The sequence below is a fragment of the Desulfovibrio aminophilus DSM 12254 genome, assembly GCF_000422565.1.
GTDB lineage: Bacteria > Desulfobacterota > Desulfovibrionia > Desulfovibrionales > Desulfovibrionaceae > Aminidesulfovibrio > Aminidesulfovibrio aminophilus.
Genome location: NZ_AUMA01000011.1, coordinates 197,872 through 220,166, shown reverse-complemented (window position 1 = coordinate 220,166; position 22,295 = coordinate 197,872). Strand labels below are relative to the sequence as shown.

At 62.9% G+C, this 22,295-nt stretch carries 21 protein-coding genes, 1 tRNA gene and 1 pseudogene; 1 reads left to right on the top strand and 22 read right to left on the bottom strand.

Going from position 1 to position 22,295, the window contains the following annotated elements:
* Positions 1-211: 211 nt before the first annotated feature.
* The 13 genes and pseudogenes from H587_RS20265 to H587_RS0109980 form a co-directional block, all read right to left on the bottom strand.
* Positions 212-841 carry a type II toxin-antitoxin system death-on-curing family toxin gene (locus H587_RS20265; protein WP_084630584.1) on the bottom strand — a complete coding sequence of 210 codons (630 nt, stop codon included), beginning with the start codon at positions 839-841 and terminating at the stop codon, positions 212-214.
* Positions 841-2,772 (bottom strand): 1-deoxy-D-xylulose-5-phosphate synthase, encoded by a 1,932-nt coding sequence (dxs, locus tag H587_RS0110040; RefSeq protein ID WP_051202636.1) that lies wholly within the window; start codon positions 2,770-2,772, stop codon positions 841-843. Before dxs ends, H587_RS20265 begins: the two co-directional genes overlap by 1 nt.
* The gene (locus H587_RS0110035) at positions 2,769-3,662 is read right to left on the bottom strand and encodes a polyprenyl synthetase family protein (protein ID WP_027176156.1); all 894 of its coding nucleotides are present in this window, start codon (positions 3,660-3,662) and stop codon (positions 2,769-2,771) included. Before H587_RS0110035 ends, dxs begins: the two co-directional genes overlap by 4 nt.
* Positions 3,646-3,891, bottom strand: a complete 246-nt coding sequence (locus tag H587_RS0110030) for an exodeoxyribonuclease VII small subunit (RefSeq protein WP_027176155.1) — start codon at positions 3,889-3,891, stop codon at positions 3,646-3,648. Before H587_RS0110030 ends, H587_RS0110035 begins: the two co-directional genes overlap by 17 nt.
* 2 nt (positions 3,892-3,893) lie before the next feature.
* Complete coding sequence (locus H587_RS0110025; RefSeq protein WP_027176154.1) at positions 3,894-4,751, bottom strand: M23 family metallopeptidase; 858 nt, start codon at positions 4,749-4,751, stop codon at positions 3,894-3,896.
* Positions 4,748-6,142, bottom strand: a complete 1,395-nt coding sequence (xseA, locus tag H587_RS0110020) for an exodeoxyribonuclease VII large subunit (protein WP_027176153.1) — start codon at positions 6,140-6,142, stop codon at positions 4,748-4,750. Before xseA ends, H587_RS0110025 begins: the two co-directional genes overlap by 4 nt.
* Entirely contained in the window at positions 6,139-6,573 is a 435-nt protein-coding gene (locus tag H587_RS20595; protein ID WP_156904510.1) for a hypothetical protein, read from the bottom strand. The genes xseA and H587_RS20595 overlap by 4 nt, the downstream gene beginning before the upstream one ends.
* Before the next feature lie 130 nt (positions 6,574-6,703).
* Positions 6,704-7,852 (bottom strand): helix-turn-helix domain-containing protein, encoded by a 1,149-nt coding sequence (locus H587_RS20260; protein WP_084630583.1) that lies wholly within the window; start codon positions 7,850-7,852, stop codon positions 6,704-6,706.
* A gap of 18 nt (positions 7,853-7,870) precedes the next feature.
* Positions 7,871-8,101: pseudogene (locus H587_RS0110010) on the bottom strand (His/Gly/Thr/Pro-type tRNA ligase C-terminal domain-containing protein); the annotation flags it as partial.
* 10 nt (positions 8,102-8,111) lie between these two features.
* Positions 8,112-9,323, bottom strand: a complete 1,212-nt coding sequence (locus H587_RS20590; protein WP_156904509.1) for a hypothetical protein — start codon at positions 9,321-9,323, stop codon at positions 8,112-8,114.
* Positions 9,324-9,613: 290 nt separating this feature from the next.
* Entirely contained in the window at positions 9,614-11,353 is a 1,740-nt protein-coding gene (locus tag H587_RS0109990; RefSeq protein WP_027176148.1) for a proline--tRNA ligase, read from the bottom strand.
* On the bottom strand, positions 11,344-12,450 hold the full coding sequence (gene ispG / locus H587_RS0109985) for a flavodoxin-dependent (E)-4-hydroxy-3-methylbut-2-enyl-diphosphate synthase (RefSeq protein WP_034609058.1): 1,107 nt from the start codon (positions 12,448-12,450) through the stop codon (positions 11,344-11,346). The genes H587_RS0109990 and ispG overlap by 10 nt, the downstream gene beginning before the upstream one ends.
* Positions 12,451-12,567: 117 nt before the next feature.
* Positions 12,568-13,245 carry a phosphoadenosine phosphosulfate reductase family protein gene (locus H587_RS0109980; protein WP_027176146.1) on the bottom strand — a complete coding sequence of 226 codons (678 nt, stop codon included), beginning with the start codon at positions 13,243-13,245 and terminating at the stop codon, positions 12,568-12,570.
* Positions 13,246-13,347: 102 nt separating this feature from the next.
* Between H587_RS0109980 and H587_RS0109975 the strand changes: the two genes are divergently transcribed.
* Positions 13,348-13,424 (top strand) — tRNA-Arg (locus H587_RS0109975).
* A 169-nt stretch (positions 13,425-13,593) separates the two neighbouring features.
* Here the strand turns inward: H587_RS0109975 and H587_RS0109970 are convergent.
* The 9 genes from H587_RS0109970 to H587_RS0109930 form a co-directional block, all read right to left on the bottom strand.
* Positions 13,594-14,634, bottom strand: coding sequence for a type II asparaginase (locus tag H587_RS0109970; protein ID WP_034609055.1), 1,041 nt, complete (start codon positions 14,632-14,634; stop codon positions 13,594-13,596).
* A 378-nt stretch (positions 14,635-15,012) separates the two neighbouring features.
* Positions 15,013-15,699 carry a GntR family transcriptional regulator gene (locus H587_RS18130; RefSeq protein ID WP_051202633.1) on the bottom strand — a complete coding sequence of 229 codons (687 nt, stop codon included), beginning with the start codon at positions 15,697-15,699 and terminating at the stop codon, positions 15,013-15,015.
* Complete coding sequence (locus H587_RS0109960) at positions 15,696-16,715, bottom strand: asparaginase (protein ID WP_027176144.1); 1,020 nt, start codon at positions 16,713-16,715, stop codon at positions 15,696-15,698. Before H587_RS0109960 ends, H587_RS18130 begins: the two co-directional genes overlap by 4 nt.
* On the bottom strand, positions 16,681-17,433 hold the full coding sequence (locus tag H587_RS0109955) for a creatininase family protein (RefSeq protein WP_211219499.1): 753 nt from the start codon (positions 17,431-17,433) through the stop codon (positions 16,681-16,683). The genes H587_RS0109960 and H587_RS0109955 overlap by 35 nt, the downstream gene beginning before the upstream one ends.
* Before the next feature lie 99 nt (positions 17,434-17,532).
* The gene (locus tag H587_RS18125; RefSeq protein ID WP_034609053.1) at positions 17,533-18,681 is read right to left on the bottom strand and encodes an ABC transporter substrate-binding protein; all 1,149 of its coding nucleotides are present in this window, start codon (positions 18,679-18,681) and stop codon (positions 17,533-17,535) included.
* A gap of 13 nt (positions 18,682-18,694) precedes the next feature.
* Complete coding sequence (locus tag H587_RS18120; protein ID WP_051202630.1) at positions 18,695-19,684, bottom strand: branched-chain amino acid ABC transporter permease; 990 nt, start codon at positions 19,682-19,684, stop codon at positions 18,695-18,697.
* Positions 19,684-20,580 carry a branched-chain amino acid ABC transporter permease gene (locus H587_RS0109940; RefSeq protein ID WP_027176142.1) on the bottom strand — a complete coding sequence of 299 codons (897 nt, stop codon included), beginning with the start codon at positions 20,578-20,580 and terminating at the stop codon, positions 19,684-19,686. Before H587_RS0109940 ends, H587_RS18120 begins: the two co-directional genes overlap by 1 nt.
* A gap of 1 nt (position 20,581) precedes the next feature.
* Positions 20,582-21,304, bottom strand: a complete 723-nt coding sequence (locus H587_RS0109935; RefSeq protein WP_027176141.1) for an ABC transporter ATP-binding protein — start codon at positions 21,302-21,304, stop codon at positions 20,582-20,584.
* On the bottom strand, positions 21,298-22,104 hold the full coding sequence (locus tag H587_RS0109930; RefSeq protein WP_027176140.1) for an ABC transporter ATP-binding protein: 807 nt from the start codon (positions 22,102-22,104) through the stop codon (positions 21,298-21,300). Before H587_RS0109930 ends, H587_RS0109935 begins: the two co-directional genes overlap by 7 nt.
* Between the last annotated feature and the right edge of the window lie 191 nt (positions 22,105-22,295).

The window sequence follows — 22,295 nt, the reverse complement described above, 5'->3', positions numbered from 1 at the left end:
GGTGTCCCATGCTGGCAAAACCGTACTCAAGGTCACGGCAATAGCCATGGACTCATTGCGTTTCAAAGAACTGTGGGAGCGCTGCCTGAGCGTTCCAAAATTCGTCTGGACCTGATCAGAACGCCCCGCTCCATGTCCAGCAACGGGAGAGGTGCGTCCAACTTCCTGAAAAATCCGGTTTCACAACCGAAACGAGCAGCATTATCACGCTTCAGCGATCAAGCTGTCCCCATCGCACCATTTTTGGAGTCAATCTTCTCCCGGTTTCTGCCGAGGAAGGCTTCAATGGGCCCCCTCCGCTCGATTTAGGTTTAATAAAATTGTCTCTTGGCTTTTCAAATTCACAGTCAAATTCTTTTAATATATCTTTTAATTGTCCAAATTCTAAATTTGTATCTCCTAAAACTATTCCACGAATTCTTTCTTTTATCCATTTAGAGATATATTCAACTTCTGAATCAACAGTCTTATCTCTTGATGGCAACTCATGGTTTGCAACTTTACGTGCAAATTCATAAAGCTCGTCTTCTGTAGAACTAACCAATATATGTCTATTTTTATCTAAAAAAATCAATAATGAAACAAGCGCTGTTCTTTTATTTCCGTTCTCAAAAGCATGGTTCATCGCAATACCATAAAATAAATTAGCCCCAATCTCTTCTATTTTATTATATTTAAATACGCCTCCAATAGCAGTATGCTGCCGGAATACTGCTGATTCTAAGGCATTTTTATTAAGCGGCTCAGTTTGGCCGAATGCATCGCGCGCAGCCAATTCCATTCTCGACATCAACTGTCGAATCAACATTACATCATCTACAGTCAATCGTGTGATGGCCATTATTCTTCCTTAATAAGCTCGCTCAGGGCCTGCTTGACGCCCTTCTTGTCGATGCCCGTGAGCTCGCGCAGCTGCTTCTGCGAGCCGTGCTCCACGAACTGGTCCGGCAGGCCCAGGCGACGCACGATGCGCCCCCCCAGGAGGTCGTTGTCGGCCAGGAGCTCCAGCACGGCCGAGCCGAAGCCGCCGGCCAGCACTCCCTCCTCCACGATGAGCAGCTTGCGGTGCCGACGGGCCAGGCTCAATATCCGCTCGGCGTCCAGGGGCTTGACGAAGCGGGCGTTGCAGACCGTCGCCGAGCCGATTCCGGCGGCCTCCAGTTCCTCGGCCGCCTCCAGGCACGGGCCCACCCGTGAGCCCAAGGCGATGACCGCCGCGTCCAGGCCCTCGCGGAGCATCTCGGCCTGTCCCACGGGCAGCGGCGCCAGGGCCGGGTCCACGGGCACGCCCTGGCCCATGCCGCGCGGATAACGCACGGCCACGGGCCCCTCGATGGCGAAGGCCGTGGCCATCATGCGGGCCAGCTCGTCCTCGTCCTTGGGGGCCATGATGGTCATGTTCGGCAGATGCCGCAGGAAGGCGATGTCGAAGGCCCCGTGGTGCGTGGCCCCGTCCTCGCCCACCAGCCCGGCGCGGTCCAGGAAGAACTTCACGTTCAGGTTCTGGAGGCAGACGTCGTGGGCCACCTGGTCGTAGGCCCGCTGCAGGAAGGTGGAATAGATGGCCACGGCGGGCTTGAAGCCCTGGGTCGCCAGTCCGGCGGCGAAGGTCACGGCGTGCTGTTCGCAGATGCCCACGTCCACGAAGCGCTCGGGAAAACGCTCCCGGAAACATTCCGTGCCCGTGCCCTCGGGCATGGCCGCGGTGATGGCCACGATCTTCTTGTCCTTGGCGGCCAGGGCGCAGAGCGTGGAGCCGAAGACCTCGGTGTAGGTGCTGAACTGGGCCCCGTGCTTGATGGCCATGCCCGTCTCGGGCTCGAAGCCGCCCACGCCGTGAAAATAGGCCGGATTCGTCTCGGCGGGCTCGTAGCCCTTGCCCTTGCGCGTGAGCACATGCACGAGCACGGGCCGGTCCATGCGCTTGGTCTGGTTCAGCACGTCCGTGAGCAGCTCAACGTTGTGGCCGTCGATGGGCCCCACGTAGGTGAAACGCAGGGCCTCGAAGAGCATGCCCGGAGTCATGAAGCTCTTGAAGGCGTCCTCGCTGCGCCGGGCGAAGAGGGCCAAGTCCTGGCCGATCTTTGGGATCTGCTTGAGGAAGGCCTCCACCTCGCGCTTGAAGCGGGTCACGAAGGGCGCGGAGAGCTTGCGCGAAAGGAAGCGCGAGAGCGCGCCCACGTTGCGCGAGATGCTCATCTCGTTGTCGTTGAGCACGACCACGATCTTCCGCTCCATGTCCCCGGCCTGATTCAGGGCCTCGAAGGCCAGACCGCCGGTGAGCGAACCGTCGCCGATGACCGCGATGACCTCGTTCTTCCCTCCGGCAAGGTCGCGGGCCAGGGCCATGCCCAGGGCCGCCGAGATGGACGTGCTCGAATGGCCGACGCCGAAATGGTCGTAGGGGCTCTCGCTCATGCGTGGGAAACCGGACAGGCCGCCGAACCGCCGGAGCGTGTGGAAGCGGTCCAGGCGGCCGGTGAGCAGCTTGTGGGCGTAGGCCTGATGGCCCACGTCCCAGACGAGCCGGTCCTGCTCCAGGTCGTAGGCCCTGCAGAGGGCCAGGGTCAGCTCGACCACGCCCAGGGAGGGGGCCAGATGCCCGCCCCCGGCCGAGACCTGTTCGATGATCACGCGCCGGATCTCGGCCGCCAGGGTCTGCAATTCCTCGCGGCTCAACCCGGCAACGTCCGAGGGCTTGCGGATCAGGGGCAACAGGCTGGTCTCGCCGAGATACTTGTTGGCGATCTCGTCGCCTTTCACGGCTTTCATGATGCGCGCTCCAGGATGTAGCGGGCGAGTCCGGCCAGGAAGGCGGATTCCTCGCCCGGGTAAGGAGCCAGACACTCCAGGGCGCGGTCCACGCTTCGGGCCGCCAGCCGTCTGCTCTCGTCCAGGCCCACCAGGGCCGGATAGGTGTTCTTGCCCTTCTCCACGTCGCTGCCCACGGGCTTGCCCAGGGTGGCCTCGTCGGCCACCAGGTCGAGCACGTCGTCCATGATCTGAAAGGCCACGCCGAGATTGCGGCCGTATTCCAGGGCCCGGGCCTCGTCGGCCTCGGGGGCCCCGGCCAGCACGGCCCCGGCCCGGCAGGCCACGCTGATGAGCGCGCCGGTCTTGCGCGCGTGCAGGCCGCGCAGTTCCTCCAGGGTCACCCCGGCCCGGCCGGTGTACTCCATGTCCAGGGCTTGGCCGCCGACCATGCCCACAGCCCCCGCCGCCTCGGCCACGAGGCCCGTGGCCCGCAGCACCCGCTCGGGAGGCAGCCCGCCCGCGAGCCCGGCGTCGCAGAAGAAGCCGAAGGCCTCGGTGAGCAGGCCGTCACCGGCCAGGATCGCCGTGGCCTCGTCGAAGGCCTTGTGGTTGGAAGGCTTGCCGCGCCGCAGGTCGTCGTCGTCCATGGCGGGCAGGTCGTCGTGGATCAGGGAATAGGTGTGGATGCACTCCAGCCCCGAGGCGAAAGGCAGCACGGCCGACGGATCGCCGCCCAGAACCCGGGCCCAGGACAGGGTGAGCACGGGCCGCAGACGTTTGCCCCCGGCCAGGAGACTGTATTCCATGGAGGCCAGCAGGCGTTCGGGGATGTCTTTCCCGCGCAGGCAGGAGGCGAGAAAACGCTCCACCTCGTCGGCCCGCCCGGCCAGTTCACGCTTGATCGTCATCGCCGTTTCCGTCCTCCGGGACATTGAAATCCCTGAGCGCGCCCTCCCCGGCCACCTTGACCTCGTTGCGGGCGGCTTCCAATTGCTTGCCGCAGGCCCGCGCCAGGGTCAAGCCCTCCTTGTAGAGGGCCACGCCCTGTTCCAGGGGCAGGTCGCCGTGTTCCAGGGCCTCGACGATCTCCTTGAGGCGCGCCAGACGCTTCTCGAATCCCTCTTCCTTCTTGGCCATGTTCATTCCTCCAGCAGGGGCAGGGGATCCACCAGACGGCCCTGCACGCTCAGGGCGAAATGCAGATGCGGCCCCGTGGCCCGGCCCGTGGAGCCGACAAGGCCCAGAACCTCGCCCCGGTCCACCCGGTAGCCCTCGCGAACCTTCGCCTCGGACAGGTGATAGTACAGGCTCTGTACGCCGTTGCCGTGGTCCACGATGACGCACTTTCCGGCATAATACTGGTCCGCCACCAGGACCACGGTGCCCGTGGCGCAGGCCAGCACGGGCTGCCCCTTGGCCGCGTCGAAGTCCAGGCCCCGATGCGGATTCTTCTTCTGACCGTTGAGCACCCGGGCCGCGCCGTAGACGCTCTCCACCGGGCCGGACACGGGCCGGGCCAGGGGCAGGGCCCAGAAGCGCCGCAAGCTGGCCTGGTCCAGGATACGGTGGTTCAGCTCCCGCTCCCGGGCGATGCGGGCCAGTTCCTCCTTGGGAGGCGTGACCATCTTGGACGGCAAGGTCAGGGCCTGGACGGGGTAGTCCTTGGGCCGCACCTCCACGGTCCCACGCAGGGTGGCCGTCTCGCTCCCGTCCAGGAGCACGGCCGAAATCTCGCGCATGCCGGGCTCGTCCTCGAGCACGTCCGTGCCGAGCAATATCTCGGCCGCATTCCCGCCGTCCCCGGCCTTGACCGTGGGCCGCACTTCACGCTCCAGCCAGTACACGGTCACGTCCCGGAAGGGCCGGTCCGAGACGATGCGCACGAGAAAGGGCTCGCCCAGACCCACCTGCGGCGGAACCTCCAGCCGGGCTCCGGCCAGGGCCGCGCCCGCCCAGAGACAGACGAGGAGCAGGGCTCCCAGGATGCGACGCGTCATTCGTCCTTCTCCACGGCGGTCACTCCGGCGCGCAGACGGCCGTCGCGCGCGCGCACCAGCAGTTCGTCGCCCGGAACCGCGTCGCCCGCCCCGCGCAGGAACCGGCCGGTGCGGGCCAAGGTCACGAGGCTGTAGCCCCGAGCCAGGGGGGCCTCGGGGTCGAGCCCGGCCAGCCGGGCCCGCAACAGTTCCAGGGCGTTGCCCTGGGCTTCCAGCAGGCCGCGCCCGGCGACGTCCAGACGCCGCGCCAGGGATTCGGCCTGTCCGCGCCGGACCTCCAGGGCCTCGGGCCCGAAGGCCCGGGTCAACCCGGCCAACGCCCGCTCCAGATCGTCCCGCCTGTTTTCAACAAAATCTCCGCCCGCCCGGACCAGACGGTGCAGCGTGTCCCGGAAGCGCTCCAGCAGCCGTTCCAGGCGCTGGGTCGGGGAAAGCCAGGACAGGGCCCGCCGCAGCTCGGCCAGCCGGGCCTCCTTGGCTCCGAGCCAGTTTCCGAAGGCCCGCTCCAGGTTGAGCTGGGCCTCGTCCACGGCCTGGGCCAGGTCCGCGCGCGCGGGCCAGAGTTCCTGGGCCGCGTGGCTCGGGGTGGCAGCGCGTTTGTCGGCCACGTAGTCCGCGATGGTCACGTCCGGCTCGTGGCCCACGCCGGTGATGACCGGGATGCTTGAGCGGTACAGGGCGTCGGCCACCAGTTCGGTGTTGAAGGCCCACAAGTCTTCCAGGGAGCCGCCGCCGCGCACCAGGGCGATGACCTCGGCCCAGCCGTCGGCGTTCACCGCGTCCAAGGCCGCCGCGATTCCGGCCGGGGCCTGCTCGCCCTGCACCAGAGTCGGATGGATGCGGATTTCGCAGCCGAAGCCGCGCTCCGAGGCGATGCGCAGGAAATCCCGCACGGCCGCGCCGCTGGTGGAGGTCACCAGGGCCACGCGTTCCGGGCTCCTGGGCAGGACCATCTTGCGGTCCTCGTCGAAGTAGCCCTTGTCCGCCAGCTTTCTCTTGAGCGCCTCGAAGGCCAGGTGCAGATCGCCGACGCCTTGCTCCTGCACGAGTTCAGCCACCAACTGGTACTGACCGCGCGGGGCGTAGACGTTGATCCGGCCCGCGCAGAGCACTTCCATGCCGTCGGCCAGCCGCGCGGCCAGACCGCCCTGGCCTGGCTCCAGCACCTCGCCGGTGAGAGGGTGCACCCCCTCCTCGCCCGCGCCCCACTGGCTGCCCTTGAACCAGACCACCTGGAGCAGGGCCTCGCCGTCCCCGAGCGTGAAGTACACGTGCCCGGACGCGGGACGGCCCAGATTGGAGACCTGCCCCCGCACCCAGACGAACGGAAACTCGGCCTCCAGGGTGTCCTTGACCGCGCGGGTCAGTTCGGAGACGGTCAGGATTCTCATTCTTTCTCTGGGGCAATAAGGCGAAGTTGCAACGCTGTTAAATAAGCGTGTTCAAAAAGAGGGCTTAAACTTCCGCCCAAATTAGAATGCTCTTTTATTATTTCTGCTTTGTCTTCATCTGACAATTTATTCATATAAAACAGCCAGCCAAAGAGATGCGGCGTAGTTTGTACATAACTAGAAGATAACACAATTGATGCCAACTTCCGAGCTTTCTGATCATCTGTAAGAAATGCAATCCCATATTTTTTTGCAAAAATTAATGCAGATAACTCACCTAGATCCATGCGTTGCGCCAATTGGACAACCGAGTTATCAGCGAGATCGTCTAATGAAATACTAAATTTCTTTAGTTTTTTCCCATCAAACAATGAATTCAATCTTTTCTTTAATTCCGCCTCATGTTCTTTATTGCATTTCCAAGAACGCATGCATTCATAAAAAACAAAATGCGTTAAATATCCATCAAGACCACAACAGAAAGCTACAACGGATAGCCTGCTTGAAGACACAAGGTTCCATACAGCACATGTGTCTATTGAATTTGACAGGTGAAATAACTTATAATTTAACATTAATATTTCTTCCAAACATTTCAGCGATCTCAAACAATTCATCGCGTGAGCACAAAAGAACATAGGAGAGACGGTTGAGAGAAATAATCCCTTGCTCATAAGCATCAATGCATAAATTCACATAGAAAGACGACAACCCACGCTGCAAAACATTTTCTTTTGCACTCAAGTAGCGTGCAGAATATGCACCAGATAATTCTGGATCATTCTTCACTGTGCGATTAATTTTTAAGCTACCGATATATTCTTTGAGTTCTGCGCTGATGCCGCACTTCTCAGATAATGCAATTGCTAATGATATTGGATTTACTTGTAGTCTATTCGCAATACCAATTATTTGCTCATCATTTCCAACAGCAAGGCTTGAAGCAAATTCTTTTAAAAGTGCAGATGGTAATAGAAATTCACTAGCAAAATTATTTGCCCTAATTTCTATTAAGCTCTTCTTGCTATCGTTATCTTTTGAAATATTATAGCTATACTTATTATCTATCAACGCATGGCAAACTTCATGTGCAACAGTAAAGCGCTGCCGATAAATATCTTCATAAAAGTTGACAAGAATACATTTTCCAGCAGTAACATGTTTAATAAAAATGCCAGATATATTAGAATCATCAAGTTTTCTGCGAAAAATATGGAACCCAAGTCGCCGAAACTCGTAATATATGTCCGCTGGGACCTGATTTTCTTTAAATCCAAGCACTTCTCTTAATTGTTGAGCTATTTGTACTCCGTGAATCTTATACATATCTCCATGAATTTTAGGAGAGAATTCAACTATATTATTTCGCCCAATGTCCTCTAATAAAAACTTCTCATTCTCACATAAAAATAGAAATTCTTGAATTGAAGCCCTGTCATCTTTCGATAACCCACTACCACTCGATCTATAGAATGCATCCATCCCATCAACCAAATCAATCTCTTTCCTGAGTAGTGATACAAAATTAACCTTGTAATGATCAGCAAGTATTAATAACTCATCGCCAGAGCATTCAAGCTCACCTGCCTCAATCAAATACAAGCGTTGCTCGTCAATCGACGTCACCCGAGAAAGCTCATCAATAGATAAGCCGAGATGTTGCCGGAGGTGCCCCAGCTTTTTCCCAAGGGCTTCACGATTCACTGGCATAATGGGCCTACAAATAACTTATTCCAGCCCCCAAGTGGTCCAGATATCCTTGCGCCAGGCCGCAAAAGCTGCGGCGAAGCCGTCCAGAGGCAGTTCCCTGCGTTCGCCGGTTCTACGATCCTTGACCTCGATGATCCCGGCCTTGAGGCCCCTGCCACCGAGCACGAGCCGCATGGGGAAGCCCATGAGGTCCGCGTCGTTGAACTTCACGTCAGGACGCGAAGGTTCGCCCGCTGCCCGCAATTCCCCGGCATGCCGCCTAGTTCACATCCAACGGCATTTCCCCCAAAACAACCTCCATCTCTCCCGTGGATGGCCAGCCGGGCACCAATCGCTTCCCGACGCTGTGAATCAGCCTGTACCGGCGGAGTTTGCGGCGCGCCCCGGGATCACCCTTCTTCATCTTGATCTGCGCCAGCTTCAGGCGGAGATAATTTCGAACCGGGTAACTCATGCCGCACGAGCATTCCAGCCAACGCCGATGCAGAAGCACGACTATTTTCCGCAAGTCCAAAGCGTCGAGCGTCTCCCGCGCGGTTTTCATCTCGGCATGCCGCAACGGCTCCACGGAGAAGATGTTCTCTCGGCCAATGAATTCGAAGAGCCTTCTGTTCGACTCAGAAAATCTCTCCAAAAATTTCAGCCGCTCCGCATCCAGAAAAAGGCCTTTATCTCCAGTCCTTCCAAGCTGGTTATTGATGAACAGCATGAATTTATAGAATAAAATCTTATCGACCGTATCCTGTCTCGTCAATTCATCCTTCGAGTACACCGAATTGGCGTACCGACAGAGTTCGAGATATTGAGAATCTATTCCAGGGTTTGGATCAGCGGCTGGGAGAACGAATCTCTCGTCATAATCAATTCCAATGGCGGAAACGAAATCATGAAAAATATCGCCGCCCGCGAACGACGCGCGATCATATATGCGAATGAATGCATTCTCCTTTCCAATAATCTCCGCGATACGGTGCAACCATTCATAATAATGATATATGCTCAACGAAATCCCATTCGAGTTGATTATGGAGTCATCTTCAGGCGTTGGATTAAAAATGTTGCTCGTGCAATAGTATTTGACGTCCTGGTTATAGAGAGACTCATAATGCAGATCCTGCCTACGCAGATAAACAACAATTTGTATTTTTACATCAATTTCAGCAAAATATTCAACAAGCTCTTGAAGAACACCTTCAGGATTCTTCGCCATATGCGTGGACAAATCCTCGTGGCTCACCAGAACGGCATCAATTTTCTCCGCGAACAGATCGCGGACTTGCTTCCATACCCGTTCATGGGGAAAAGGCTGCGAAGCTTCGAATACGACACCGTATGCCCGGTGGACATTTTGCGGGGTCTTGGGGACAAGTATCCCTTGCTCTCCAAACAGCTTCCGATTCTCGGTAAAAAAACGCTGTAGAGCCGTCGTGCCGGTCTTTGGCAATCCAATGTGCAGAATCAAACGTCTCACAAATCACTCCATGCAAAAGGGAGAGGCAATGCCGCCAAAATCGACCCGTTGAAAGGCCGTTGCGATCCCTTGAGAAAACGTTGCGACGGGCCTGCACCTCCCCCCTCCACGAACAGGCGACAAACAAGACATCACAAGGAATCGGACCACATCCGCTTGAGGCGTCAATAGACCGAAGACGACGCCTTCCTCGCCTTCGTTACCACAAAAGGTCGCGAAACAAGCCCTGCCGATAGGAGGGGAAAAATCGCCCCCCGCGGCCGATGGCTGCTGTCCGGATTCCTTCCGTCCTATTCCAGCCCCCAACTCCGCCAGATCTCCTTGCGCCAGGCCGCGAAGGCCTCGCCGAATCCGGCCAGGGGCAGTTCCTTGCGCTCCCCGGTCTTGCGGTCCTTGGCCTCGATGATCCCGGCCTTGAGGCCCTTGCCGCCGAGCACGAGCTGCATGGGGAACCCCATGAGGTCCGCGTCGTTGAACTTCACGCCCGGCCGCTCGTCGCGGTCGTCGTAGAGCACGTCCACGCCCATGCCGCGCAGCTCCTCGTAGAGCTCGGCGGCCTTGTCCAGCACCTCGGGCTCCTTGGCCCCCAGGGAAAGGAGCGAAACCTCGAAAGGCGCGATGGAGGGCGGGAAAATGGGGCCCTTGTCGTCGTTGTTCTGCTCGATGGCCGAGGCCACGATGCGCGAGACGCCGATGCCGTAGCAGCCCATGATCATGAGCTGCTCCTTGCCGTTCTCGTCCAGGAAGGTGGTCTGCATGGCCTTGGAGTACTTGAGTCCGAGCTTGAAGACGTGGCCGACCTCGATGCCCTTGGTGAAGTCGATGGGCCCCCCGCACTCGGGGCAGGGGTCCGTGGGCTCGATGACGCGCAGGTCCGCGAAGGCGGCCACTTTCGCGTCGCGGCCCAGGCTCAGGTGCTTCACGTGGGCGTCGGCGGCGTTGGCCCCGGCCACCCAGTCCGTGGCGCAACACAGCTCGTGGTCGGCGTAGACGCCCTCGACCTTGAGCCCCACTGGTCCGGCGAAACCAACGGGCGCGCCGGTCCAGGCCCGCACCTGGGCCTCGTCGGCCAGCTTGAGGTCATTGCACTTCAGGAGGTTCTTGAACTTGACCTCGTTGAGCTGGCGGTCGCCGCGCACCAGGGCGGCCACGGCCTTGCCGTCGGCGTCGAAGAGCAGGGTCTTGATGAGCGCCTTGGGCTCGATCCTGAGGAAGGCGCAGACCTCCTCCACGGTGTGCGTGCCGGGAGTGGAGACGGTCTCCAGGGCCGGGCAGGCGGCCGCACAGGCGCAGTCCCCGGCGGGCTTGTTCACCTTGGCCTTTTCCAGGTTGGCGGCGAAGCCGCACTTGGCGTCGCGGCAGACCGCGATGGTGTCCTCGCCCGTGGCGGCCAGGACCATGAACTCGTGGGAGAAGTCGCCGCCGATGGCCCCGGAGTCGGCCTGCACGGCGCGGAACTTCAGGCCCAGGCGCTGGAAGGCCTTGGTGTAGGCCTCGAACATGGCCCGGTAGCTGGCCTCGGCCCCGGCCTCGTCCTTGTCGAAGGAGTAGGCGTCCTTCATGACGAACTCCCGGCCGCGCATGAGGCCGAAGCGGGGCCGTATCTCGTCCCGGAACTTGGTCTGGATCTGGTAGAGATTGATGGGCAGTTGCTTGTAGGACTTGATCTCGCCGCGCACGAGGTCCGTGACCACCTCTTCGTGGGTCGGGCCCAGGCAGTAGTCCCGGTCGTGGCGGTCCTTGATGCGCAGCAGCTCCTTGCCGTAGAAGTCCCAGCGCCCGGTCTCCTTCCAGAGGTCGCCGGGCTGCACCGAGGGCATGAGGATCTCCACGGCCCCGGCGCGGTTCATCTCCTCGCGCAGGATGCCGGCCACCTTGTTCAGGGCGCGCAGGCCCAGGGGCAGATAGGTGTAGATGCCCGAGGTCAGCTTGCGGATCATGCCCGCGCGCATGAGGAGCTTGTGGCTGACCACCTCGGCCTCGGCCGGGTCCTCCTTGAGGGTCGGGACATAGTAGCGGCTCAGTCGCATGGGGATTCCTCTCTCCTTTCCTTCAGGAACTTTTCGATTTCCAGCATGAATTCGGGCAAGAGGCGATCGTTGCCGCGCACCTTGCGCAGCACCTCGCCCTTGCGGAAGATGATGCCCAGGTCCTTGCCCCCGGCGATGCCGATGTCCGCCTCGCGGGCCTCGCCCGGACCGTTCACCGGGCAGCCCATGACCGCCACGGTGAAGACCTCCGTGACCCCGCGCAGGCGGTCCTCCACCTCCTGGGCCAGGCCGATGAGGTCGATCTCCGTGCGGCCGCAGGTGGGGCAGGAGACGATTTCCGGGCCCCGGGCGCGCAGGCCCAGGGAACGCAGGATCTCCCAGGCAACGCCCGGCTCGGCCACTGGGTCGTGGGTCAGGGACACCCGCAGCGTGTCGCCCAGGCCCTCCCAGAGGAGGATGCCCAGGCCCACCGAGGACTTCACGGCCCCGCGCACGAGCGTCCCGGCCTCGGTGATCCCGATGTGCAGGGGGTAGTCGACCTTCCGGGCCAGAAGCCGGTAGGCCGCCACGGTGCCCAGGACCGACGAGGACTTGAGCGAAATCTTGATCTGGTCGAAGTTGCGGCGCTCCAGCATGGCAACATGTTTGAGCGCGCTCTCGGCCATGGCCTCGGGCGTGGGGCCGCCGAAACGCGCCAGCAGCTCCTTTTCCACCGAGCCGGAGTTGACCCCGATGCGGATGGGCGCGCCGCGATCCTTGGCCGCGGCCACCACGGCGTCCACCTTGGCCTCGCCGCCGATGTTGCCGGGATTGATGCGCAGGCCGTCCATGCCCGCGGCCAGGGCGGCCAGGGCCAGCCGATGGTCGAAGTGGATGTCCGCGATGAGCGGCACGGGCGACTGCGCGCGGATGGCGGTGAGCGCCTTGGCGGCCGCCTCGTCGGGCACGGCCAGGCGCACGAGTTCGCAGCCCGCCTCGGCCAGCGCCCGCACCTGGGCCGTGGTGCAAGGCACGTCGCGGGTGTCGGTGTTGCACATGCTCTGCACGCGCACCGGGTTGTCCCCGCCCACGCCCACGGAGCCCACGCGCACCTCGCGGGTGCGGTGGCGGATGATCGGCGATTCCGTTTGCTGCATCCCGTGGCGATAGCGCATTTCCCCGGGCAAGCCAAGGCGGGAGAAGGCCTCCGACGCCCAGAGGGTGGACTTCGCCTCGCTCGAGAAAGATGGGAAAAGGGCGGCAGGTGTGGGCCGCTAGAAATATCCCAGGCTGCGCAACTCGGCCATGTGCCGCTCCTTGTCCTGGTCGCGGCCGGAGCGTTCGTCCGCCGGGTCCGTGGGCAGATGAGTGCAGGGCATGCAGCCCAGGGAGCGGTAGCCCTGGAGGTAGAGGTCGCAGTAGGGCAGACCGCGCTCCAGAATGTGGGCCCAGATATCCATCTCGGTCCAGTCCGCCAGGGGGTTGGCCCGCAGGTGCGGCGGATCGGGCCGCTCCTCCAGGAAGGGCAGCCCGGCCCGGGCCGCGTGCTCGTCCCCGCGCAGACCGGTGATGAGCACGGCGATGTCCGCCTCGCGCAGGGCCCGGCTCAGGGGCGCGATCTTCAGGTCACGGCAGCAGGCCACCTTGTCCCGGGCCACGGGATAGGACGAGAGGTCCACCTCCGGCCGGACGATGGTCAGCTCCAGGCCCCACTCCCTGGCCAGACGGTCGCGGAAGGCGATGATCTCCGGGAACTTGAGCCCGGTGTCCAGGTTCAGGGCCCGCAACGGCCCCAGGCCCCGGGACTCCAGGACCTCCCGCCACAGGGCCAGGGCCACGGTGGAGTCCTTGCCCCCGGTCCAGGCCACGGCCACGCGGCCGGGCTCGGCGCGGGCCAGGAGTCCTTCCAGGGCGGCGCGGCTGGCCGCCGCCTTTTCGCTGAGACTGCTCATGGCCGGAACCATGCGCACGGCCGGGGCTTTTGGCAAGGGCGAAAAACGGTGCGAAAAGACTTGACGACGAAAGCGAATGGGAATAACAAGTCTCTTCCCAACGCGCCCGTAGCTCAGCTGGATAGAGCGCCGGACTACGAATCCGTAGGTCAGAAGTTCGAATCTTCTCGGGCGCACCACAGGGAAAAAGAAAGCCGGCAGTCGCAAGACCGCCGGTTTTTCTTTTGTCCTCCCTTCCACAAATTGTCGGCCGCCGATCCGATGATGGATCGACAGCCGACCGAGAACACCGGAAACATGGGGAGTCACCGACTTCCGGTGTGAGGTGGGCGTCTGCCGTGAGGCTTGTTACATGCCGAAATACCGCTTGATCTTGTCCATGTTCGCGCCCTCGGCCAGGGCCAGGGTCAACAGGATGCGGGACTTCTGGGCATTGAAGCAGCCGGAGGGGATGCCCGTGTCGATGTCCGAAACCCAGCCCGAGCCGGTCCGGGTGGAGCGGATCACGGGAATGCCGCGTCCCATCAGTTCGACGACCTTGTCCTCCATGCCCTTGGACAGGGAGCCGTTGCCCGTGCCCGCGAAGACGATGCCCTTGGCGCCGTTGGCCACGGCCGCGTCAAGCAGGGCCACGTCCTCGTCCTGGTAACTGTACAGGATGACGACCTTGGGCAGGCTGTCGAGCTTGGAGACGTCGAAGTGCGGCTTGTTCACCGGCTTGGCGGGCTCGTAGTAGAACTTCGCCTTGTCGCCCACGAAGGTGCCCAGGAATCCCTGTTCGGCGGCCTTGAAGGTATCGGGCGTGGTGGCGTTGGTCTTCGTGATGTAGAAGGCCGAGCCTATCCTGTCGTTCATCACCACGAGCACGCCGCGATCCTCGGCGTTCCTGTCCACCGCCGCGCTCACGGCCTGCAACAGGTTCATCGGGCCGTCGGCGCTGATGGCCGTGGCCGGGCGCATGGCCCCGACGATGACCACGGGCTTCTTGCTCTTGATGGTCAGGTCGAGGAAGAACGCGGTCTCCTCCAAGGTGTCGGTGCCATGCGTCACGACCACACCGTGGGTGCCCTTCTCGGCCAGCTTCTTGCCGATCTCCTTGGACAACTTCAGCAGGACGGCCTGGCTCACGTCCGGGCTGTTCAGCTTGGCGACCTGCACGCCCGAGACGTCCGCAATGTCCTTCAACTGCGGAACGGCCTTAATGAGCACATCGACGCCGAGCACGCCGGACTGGTAGGTGGTGGTGTCCGTGCTGCTCTCGGCGCTCCCCGCGATGGTGCCGCCGGTGGCGTAGATGGTCACGCCCGGATGCTTGTCCGCCGCCTGGGCGACGAACGCGTTGCAGAGAAAGACCACGGCGAAAAGCCAGGACACGACTGCTCTTCTCATTACAGGTTGCTCCTTCGGTGAATGGTTGGCCCAACAAACTCAGCCGGTTGGAAACCCGCACGTCTGATCCGCACGGAGAATGCCCCTTTTTTCCAGACGGCTGGAATCAAGAACCGCACCATAACGAAACAACACGACAACACGTTGTTTACAAAAATTTTTTATGAGACGCCATGCAGGATCATCCCACCGAAGACGGATGCGATCCCTTATGGGAAAAAACGGCCCGTTGCGGGAAAAGGGCGGCACGCCTCAATGGCGGGGCATATATTCCACAGGTTATGCGATAACCCAGGGCATGCCGTTTGGAAGGCCGCGCGCGACGGCGGATGAGGAAAACAAGGAAGGCGGGAGCGGACGGAGGGGACGGAGGTTGCCCTACTCCCGCTCCAGCAGCCGGGCGAAACCGCGCACGTGTTCTTCCTGGAGAACGGCGGCCAGCTCGGCGTCGCCCCTGGTTACGGCCTCGGCCAGACGGACGTGGGCCTCGGCGCTGGAGGGTTCCAACACGTATTCATGGCGGATGAGAAACCAGTAGCGCAGGCAAATGTTGTGCAGGGACTCGCGGGCGCGCAGGAGCACGGGATTGCCCGCGAGTTCGGCCAGGGCGTTGTGGAACCGGTCATCGGCGCGGATGACCGCCTCCACGTCCCCGGATGCATAGGCTTCGGCCCAGAGCCGGGCCAGTTCCTCCAGCCGCGCGGCATCGTCCGGGGTGGCGCGCAGGGCCGCCAGCCGAGCCACTTCGCGTTCCAGGGGCAAGCGGACTTCGAAGGTCCGGCGGATGATCCCCTCGTCGACCGGGGCCACGATGATCCCATGGCGCGGCCGGATGACCACCAGCCCCTGGTAGCTCAGCAGTTGCAACACCTCCCGCAGCGGTGTGCGGGAGATGCCGAAACGTTCGGCCAGTTCGCGCTCGTTGAGCCGCAAGCCCGGAGCCAGCTCGGAAAAGAGAATCCAGTCGCGCAGGCAGGCGTAGACCCGCCCCTTCTCGGTTCCGCGCACCTCGCCGAACGGCAGGGGCATGGGCGCGGTGACGCTTTCAGGGGCGGGACGGCTCACCGGAACACCTTTTCCAGATCCCCGGGGGGGCAACCGCTGCCCAGCGCCGCCTTGAGCAGGAGCTGGGCCTTGATCCCGCTCAACGGACCGGCGGGGATGACGCCCAGCGTCACCAGTTGGGCCGCGCCGCCCTCATAGCCGTAGATGGGCCAGACTCCGCCGAGTACGCAACGCGTGGCCAGGACCACGGGGATATCCTTGGCCCGCAATTCGCGGATGGCCGGGACCAACCCCGGCGGCACGTTCCCGGCCCCGAAGCCCTCCAGCACGAGCCCATTCAACCCGCCCTCCCCGGCGCAACGCGCGAAGGTCTCCAGAACCTCGCCGCCCATGCCGGGGTAGCAGGTCACCAGGGGGACGCGCCGGGCCAGACCCGTGACCGGAAAGGGCAGGCGCGGACGCTTGACGCGCACGTCCTGGGTCAGCTCCACGGCCGAACCGGCGATGCGGCCCACGCTGCCGCGGCGCTGGCCGATGAGCGGGTCCACGGAGACCGAGTCCAACTTGATGGCGTCGCGGGCCGTGAAAAGCTGGTCCGCGATCTGCACGAGCACCTCGGACGAACGCGGCATGGCCAGGCAGGCCAGGATGCTGTTGAGCAGGTTGCGCTGCCCGTCGTATCCCGCCTCCTCCATGTGGCGCATGGAGCCGGTGGTCACCACCGGCTTGGTGGAGGTCAGGGCGATGTCGAGCAGGAACGAGGTCTCGGCCAGCAGGTCCGTGCCGTGCAGGACCACCGCTCCGCACACGCCGCGCTCGGACAGGGCGGAGTCGATGTCCCGGGCCAGGCGCAGCATGTCCTCGGGGGTCATGTGCGGACTGGGCCGGTCGGACCACTCCACGGTGCGGACGCGGACGCCCTCCACGGGCAGCAGGCTCTCGAACAGTTCGCCGAGCCCGCCGCCCGGGGCGACGCCCGGACCATCCGCCCTGCGGCGCATGCCGATGGTGCCGCCGGTCAGGAAGACGACGACGTCGCGACTACTTTTTGATGTTGTAGCGCCAGTTCTGCTCATCCATTCTCTCGATGAATCCGACCAGGTAGTCCACCAGCACCTTGCGCATCTTGTCGCCCTTCTCGGCCGTGGCCTTGGTCGGGTCGCCGCTGGCGCCGAAACGGGTCAGTTCCTGGAAGTTCCAGATGAGTTTCACGTTCGCATCCATCTCCGGCAGGTCGCCCTTGGCCCGGCTCATGTCGCAGAGCTGGGGGAAGATGGACAGGCCGATGGAGGTCTCGCCCTCGCCGCCGTGGCCCAGGCCGTCCCAGACCTCGAAGGTGTCCTTGGGCAGAAGGTTCCCGGCCGTGACCCACCAGGCGTCCAGCACGGCCAGACTGAAGTCGGGATGGCGGACCTTGAAGTCCCGGGCCGCGATCTCGATGGGCGCGATGTTGCCGTCATGGCCGTTGACGATGAGCACCTTGCGGATGCCCCAGAAGGCGGCGGATTCCAGCAGGTCGCCCACGGCGCGGATGACCGTGTCGTCGGACAGGGACAGGCACATGGGCTGGTGGCGGTAGTGCTGACTCATGCCGAACCACAGAGGCGGGGCCACCACGGCGTTCTTCACGCGCTGGGCCAGATCCAGGGCGATCTGATGGCTGACGAAACTGTCGCAGCCGTAGGGCAGATGCTCGCCGTGGGATTCGCAGGAGCCGATGGCCAGAAACAACTTGTCGAATTTCGCTTCCTTGAAGCTGTACTCGTTATGCTCTTCCAGACGGACGTTCTTCATTTCCATCTCTCCGTTTTTTGACGGCTCTTCGCGGGAAGGGCGCGGGCGCTCCGCATGCGAAGCGCCCGCGCCCGTGCGCGTCGAATGCCTGACGATGCGCTACTTGGCTTCAGGATACCAAACTTCCTCGACCTTGTACTTGCCGCCCTTGACGCTGATGACGGACACGCCCTTCACCGGCACGCCGGAGGCGCGGGAGTAGGTGATCGTGCCGGTGACGGCCTTGAAGTCCTTGGTGGTCCGAAGGGCCTTCTTGATGGCGGCGGGCTCGGCGGAACCGGCGCGGGTGATGGCGTCGGCGATGAGGCCCACGGCGTCGAAGCCCAGGGCGGCGAAGGCGTTCTCGGGATCATGGCCGTACTCGGCCTTGTATTCCTTGATGAAGTCCAGAACCTCGGGGCGGGTGTCCTCGCGGTAGGTGTGGGTGGCGAAGAACACGTCGTTGGCCAGGGCCGGGCCGGGAACCGTGGTGATCAGCTCGGTGTCGAAGCCGTCGCCGGAAACGATGGGCAGCTTCAGTCCGGCCTCGCGGATCTGCTTCACGGTCAGGCCGGCCTCGTTGGGAATGGAGGAAACGAACACGGCCTCGGCGCCGGAGCTCTTCAGGCGGGCGATCTGGGCGGAGAAGTCCTTGTCGCCCATCATGAAGAAGTCCTCAAGAACGATGGTTCCGCCGAGCTTCTTGATGCGCTCCTTGTAGAAGCGGGACAGGGTCTTGGTGAAGTCCATGGAGTTGTCGGTCCAGACCGCGACCTTCTTGGCTCCGAGCTTCTTCACCGTGTAGTCGGCGATGGCGTAGGACTGGTCGTCGTCACCGAAGGGGGTCATGAACATGCAGTCGCCGATCATCTTGGGCAGGGTCGGCAGGGTGGCGCCGGAGGTGACGAAGGGGATGCCCTGCTTCTGGAACAGCGGCGCGGCGGGCAGCACGAAGGCCGGGTCGGAGTAGCCGATGCCCGCGACGATGCCCTCGCTGAGCACCTTCTTGGCGCCCATGGCCGAGGCCTTCTGGTCGGTCTTGGTGTCAACGCCCAGGATCTCCACTTGGCGGCCGCCCAGCAACCCGCCGGACTTGTTGATGAGCTTGGCCTTGAGCTTGGCCCCGTTGAGCGACGGGGTGTCGATGGAGCTCATGCCGCCGGTAAGGCCGTAGAGCGCGCCGATCTTGATCGGCTCGGCGGCCGAGGCCGCGGCGGAGACGCCGAGGACCATGGCGGCCAGGGTCAGGAGAACGAGCAGACGTTTCATCGAAAAACCTCCTTCAGCAACGGTTGGTTTTGGGTGTCAGCCAGTCGGGCTCCCGGGAGCCGAAAATGCCCTGGGGGCGGTAGACCAGGATGAGGATGAGGATCAGGGCCATGAGGATTTCGCCCACCCCGTAGACGGAGTAGTTCTCCTCCAGGGGCCGGAAGAATTCGGTGATGCAGCTGAAGATGACCGCGCCGATGATCGAGCCCGTGATGGAGCCCGTGCCGCCGACCACGACCATGACCACGATGCTGAAGGCCAGCACCAGGGAGAAGGACACCGGGGTCAGGGCCGTGACGAGGTGGCCCCAGAGCCCTCCGGCCACCCCGGCGAAGAAGGCCCCGATCACCAGGGCCGCCAGGCGGGCGTGGAACAGGTTCACCCCCAGACAGGCGGCGGCCAGCTCGTTCTCGCGCACGCTCTGGAGCATGCGGCCGTAGGAGGAGAACTTGATCTTCCAGCAGGCGTAGACCGTGACCAGCACCGAGCCGTAGACCCACCAGAGGTCGGTGAGCGTATCCAGGCCGTTGAGCCCCAGGGGGCCGCGCGTATAGGGCTCCATGTTGGTGATGAGCACCTGCACGATGATCAAAAAGCCCATGGTGGCCACGGCCAGGTAGTGCCCGCGCAGGCGCAGCACCGCCGCGCCCACCGGCAGGGCGGTCAGGGCCGCCGCCGCCCCGCCCGCCAGGAGCGCGGGCAGGAACGGCAGATGCAGGGCCATGAGCCATTCCGGCAGATCGGGCAGGAAGAGCGGCTTCATTTCCGGATTGAAGGTCAGCAGCGCGGCCACATAGCCGCCGATGGCCATGAAGGCCGGATGGCCCAGGGAGAACAGCCCGGCGAAGCCGTTGGTGAAGTTCAGGCTCACGGCCAGGATGATGAAGATGCCCACGAAGCAGGCCATGGTCCGCAGATAGTCGTCGAAGACGGCCTGCATGAGAACGGTCAGCCCGAGCCCGGCCAGAGCCAGGAAGAGGAGGCGTTTTCTCTCGGCGGTCATCAGGCGCGCTCCTCGGTGCTTTTTCCCAGGATGCCGTTGGGCAGGACCAGGAGAATGAGGATGAGCAGGCCGAAGACGAAGGCGTCGCGGTAGGAGGAGTAGACCGGAGGCAGGAGGCCCACGAAGAGCACCTCGGCCAACCCCAGGACATAGCCTCCCAGGATGGCTCCGGGGATGGATCCCACCCCGCCGATGACCGCCGCCACGAAGGCCTTGAGCCCGGGGAGAAAGCCCATGAGCGGGTCGATCTGGCCGAACTTGCCGCCCCACATGAGGCCCGCGGCTCCCGCCAGGGCCGAGCCCAGGGCGAAGGTGGCCGCGATGGTGCGGTTGATGTTCACGCCCATGAGCCGGGCCACGTCGAGGTTCTCGGCCGTGGCCCGCATGGCCGTGCCCAGGCGCGTCCGGTGGACGACGAAGAGCAGGCCGACGACCAGCAGCGGCGCGGCGAGCATGATGCAGACGTTGACCATCTGGATCTCGAAGCCGAACACGGAGACCGCTGCCAGCATGTAATCCGGGAAGGTGAAGTTGCGCGGCTGGGCCGTGACGGTCAGGATGCCCAGGTTCTGGATCATGATCGAGACGCCCAGCGAGGCGATGAAGCCCGTGACCTGCGGCGCGCCGCGCATGGGCCGGAAGGCCGCGCGCTCGATGACCAGGCCGCAGAGCGCGCCCACGCCCACCACGCCCGGGGCCACGACCCACAACGGCAGGCCGAGGACGACCAGGAGCGCCAGGGTGCTGAAGGCCCCGATCATGACGATGTCGCCGTGGGCGAAGTTGATCAGGTTGATGATCCCGTAGATCATGGAGAAGCCCACGGCCACCAGCGCGTACATGGAGCCCAGGATGAGTCCGTTGAGGATCTGTTGCGCGAGATAGGCCCCGTCCATGTCAGCCCCCCAGATAGGCCTTGCGGATATTGTCGTCCCCGGCCAGGGCGGCGCTCTCCCCGCTCATGACCACGCGGCCGTTTTCCAGCACGTAGGCCCGGTGCGCCAGCTCAAGGGCCACCACGGCGTTCTGCTCCACCAGAAGGATGGTCACGCCCTCGCGGTTGATGCGCGCCAGGAGCTGGAAGATGGCCTCGACCACCAGGGGGGCCAGCCCCAGCGAGGGTTCATCCAGGATGAGCAGCCGGGGCCGCCCCATGAGGGCCCGGCCGATGGCCAGCATCATCTGTTCACCGCCGGAGAGATTGCCCGCGGGCTGGTTCCGGCGCGCGGCCAGGATGGGGAACATGGCGCAGACCTGCTCCATGTCGCGGCGGATGTCCTGGCGGTCATCGCGCAGATAAGCGCCCATGAGCAGGTTCTCATGCACGCTCAGGCGGGAGAACACGCCCCGGCCTTCGGGGCAGTGGCAGATCCCCGCCGCCACGATGGCCTCGGCCGGCGTGCTGGTCAGGTCGAGCACGTCGCCGCCCTCGCGGGGGGCGAAGGAAATTTCACCGTTGCGGGCCGGGAGCAGCCCGGAGATGGTCCGCAAGGTCGTGGTCTTGCCCGCGCCGTTGGCTCCGATGAGGGCCACGATCTCGCCGCGGCCGACCTCCAGGCTCACGTCGCGCAGAACGTGGGTGCGTCCCCGGAACACGTCGAGGTGGCGGATCGTCAGCATGCCGCCCCCCAATCCTTCTTGTTCTCCGAGGAGCCGAGATAGGCCGCGACGACTTCGGGGTTGGCGCGCACCTCCGCCGGATCGCCCTCGGCCAGCAGACGGCCGTAGTTGATGACCTGCAGGTGTTCGCAGATATCCATGACGAAATGCATGTCGTGCTCGACGAGAAAGACGGTGAGCTGGAATTCCTTGTGGATGCGGCGGATGGTGTCGGCGAGTTCGCGGGTTTCCTGAGGATTCATGCCGGCGGCGGGCTCGTCCAGGAGGAGGAGCTTGGGCTCCGTGGCCAGGGCCCGGGCGATCTCCAGCCGCCGCTGGTCGCCGTAGGGCAGCGCCCCGGCGGTCTGGCCCAAGAGGTCGGCCAAGCCCAGGAGGTCGGCCAGTTCCCTGGCGCGGCGCTCCATCCCGGCCTCGGCCCGACGGAAACTCGGCAGATGCAGCAGAGTGGCGAAGAAACCCCGGCCCATGCGCTGATGGAAGCCCACCAGGATGTTGTCCAGCACGGTCAGATCCTGGAACAGGCGGATGTTCTGGAAGGTGCGCGCGATGCCCGCGCGGGCGCTGCGACAGGCGTCGAAGCCGGTGATGTCCCGGCCGTCGAAGGTGAGCGTCCCGCCGCTGGGGGCCAGCACTCCGGAGAGGACGTTGAAGGCCGTGGTCTTGCCCGCGCCGTTGGGGCCGATGAGGCCCGCAAGGTCGCCCCTGCGCAGGGTCAGCGAGTATTCCGAGAGGGCGAGAATGCCCCCGAACTTCTTGCTCACGTTGTCGGCGTGGAGCAACGTTTCCCGGGCCGTGGTCATCCGTGATCCTTGTTGGCGTGTCAGCGTTGATTTGCTGGTATACCACACGCCTGGGGCTGTCAACTTGGTCCATGCCAAAATTCGTCTTTTACGGCTTATTGTCCCAATGCAAAAATGGCGAGTAATTACTTTTTTGTCAAAATATGATCATTTTGATGGTAAGCCGTGGGCCGTCGCATGATGAAAGGATT